Below are 1,479 nucleotides of genomic sequence, written 5' to 3'. Positions count from 1 at the left end.
ACCCATGTTACCGCCGTGAAAGGGCGGTGTCTTAAACCACTTGACCAACGGGTCATATAAAACGGAGAAGGAGGGATTTGAACCCTCGCGCCGCTTGCGCGACCTATACCCTTAGCAGGGGCACCTCTTCAGCCACTTGAGTACTTCTCCATAAATGGGCCTAAATGGACTCGAACCATCGACCTCACGCTTATCAGGCGTGCGCTCTAAACCAGCTGAGCTATAGGCCCATATAAAGCGGGTAACGAGAATCGAACTCGCGACAACAGCTTGGAAGGCTGTGGTTTTACCACTAAACTATACCCGCATTTATATGAGGTTAAGCAATGGCGCGGGACGGAATCGAACCGCCGACACATGGAGCTTCAATCCATTGCTCTACCGACTGAGCTACCGAGCCATTTAAACGGTCCGTACGAGACTCGAACTCGTGATCTCCTCCGTGACAGGGAGGCGTCCTAACCAACTAGACCAACGAACCAATTGCGGGAGCTGGATTTGAACCAACGACCTTCGGGTTATGAGCCCGACGAGCTACCAGACTGCTCCATCCCGCGATAATTAGAAAAAGGAGGATGAGAGATTCGAACTCTCGCGTGGTTTTACCCACCTGACGGTTTTCAAGACCGTTCCCTTCAGCCAGACTTGGGTAATCCTCCATATCGCACTATAACAATGTCCAAAAATGGACCTTGTAGGACTCGAACCTACGACCGGACGGTTATGAGCCGTCTGCTCTAACCAACTGAGCTAAAGGTCCAGTCCAAGTCCAAATCGCGGCGGGGGGGATCGAACCCTCGACCTCTCGGGTATGAACCGAACGCTCTAGCCAGCTGAGCTACACCGCGAAGTGTTAAATAAAATATTCTTATTTAATCGGGAAGACAGGATTCGAACCTGCGACCCCCTGGTCCCAAACCAGGTGCTCTACCAAGCTGAGCTACTTCCCGTTACTATGCACCCAGTAGGAGTCGAACCTACAACCTTCTGATTCGTAGTCAGACACTCTATCCAGTTGCGCTATGGGTGCAAAATAACTTGATTAACTTAACTTAATACCTTTCGGTATTAAGCGGAAGACGGGATTCGAACCCGCGACCCCCACCATGGCAAGGTGATGTTCTACCACTGAACTACTTCCGCATAATAATGCCGACTAGAAGATTCGAACTTCCGACCCCCTGTTTACAAGACAGGTGCTCTACCAACTGAGCTAAGTCGGCATAGTCAGTATCATCTTCAATAATAATCTCAATCACCTTTCGGTGAATGAGCCCTGACAGGCTCGAACTGTCGACCCTCTGATTAAAAGTCAGATGCTCTACCAACTGAGCTAAGGGCTCAATGGAGGATACAGGGCTCGAACCTGTGACCCTCTGCTTGTAAGGCAGACGCTCTCCCAACTGAGCTAATCCTCCATATACGCGTGGCAACGTCCTATCCTCGCAGGGGGCGATCCCCCAACTACTATCGGCGTGC

15 tRNA genes are annotated in these 1,479 nt (G+C 50.9%); all 15 read right to left on the bottom strand.

Features of this window, described 5'->3' with window-relative positions:
• Positions 1-62: 62 nt before the first annotated feature.
• The 15 genes from FD38_RS11765 to FD38_RS11695 all read right to left on the bottom strand — a co-directional run bounded on the left by FD38_RS11765 (position 63) and on the right by FD38_RS11695 (position 1,418).
• Positions 63-150 (bottom strand) — tRNA-Ser (locus tag FD38_RS11765).
• 5 nt (positions 151-155) lie between these two features.
• A tRNA-Ile gene (locus FD38_RS11760) sits at positions 156-230 on the bottom strand.
• Between the two features lie 6 nt (positions 231-236).
• Positions 237-307: transfer RNA gene (locus tag FD38_RS11755), tRNA-Gly, on the bottom strand.
• Between the two features lie 20 nt (positions 308-327).
• A tRNA-Phe gene (locus FD38_RS11750) sits at positions 328-400 on the bottom strand.
• A gap of 7 nt (positions 401-407) precedes the next feature.
• Positions 408-481, bottom strand: a tRNA-Asp gene (locus FD38_RS11745).
• Between the two features lie 2 nt (positions 482-483).
• Positions 484-557 (bottom strand) — tRNA-Met (locus FD38_RS11740).
• A 12-nt stretch (positions 558-569) separates the two neighbouring features.
• Positions 570-659 (bottom strand) — tRNA-Ser (locus FD38_RS11735).
• Positions 660-686: 27 nt separating this feature from the next.
• Positions 687-760: transfer RNA gene (locus FD38_RS11730), tRNA-Ile, on the bottom strand.
• 14 nt (positions 761-774) lie between these two features.
• Positions 775-848, bottom strand: a tRNA-Met gene (locus FD38_RS11725).
• A 28-nt stretch (positions 849-876) separates the two neighbouring features.
• Positions 877-950, bottom strand: a tRNA-Pro gene (locus FD38_RS11720).
• Positions 951-956: 6 nt separating this feature from the next.
• Positions 957-1,030 (bottom strand) — tRNA-Arg (locus tag FD38_RS11715).
• A 41-nt stretch (positions 1,031-1,071) separates the two neighbouring features.
• Positions 1,072-1,143: transfer RNA gene (locus FD38_RS11710), tRNA-Gly, on the bottom strand.
• Positions 1,144-1,150: 7 nt separating this feature from the next.
• Positions 1,151-1,223: transfer RNA gene (locus tag FD38_RS11705), tRNA-Thr, on the bottom strand.
• 47 nt (positions 1,224-1,270) lie between these two features.
• Positions 1,271-1,343 (bottom strand) — tRNA-Lys (locus tag FD38_RS11700).
• Between the two features lie 2 nt (positions 1,344-1,345).
• Positions 1,346-1,418: transfer RNA gene (locus FD38_RS11695), tRNA-Val, on the bottom strand.
• Positions 1,419-1,479 lie beyond the last annotated feature (61 nt).

This window comes from Levilactobacillus zymae DSM 19395 (genome assembly GCF_001434115.1).
Classification (GTDB): Bacteria; Bacillota; Bacilli; order Lactobacillales; family Lactobacillaceae; genus Levilactobacillus; species Levilactobacillus zymae.
Note: the sequence above shows the minus strand (reverse complement) of the source record. Positions and strands in the feature narration are given on the sequence as shown.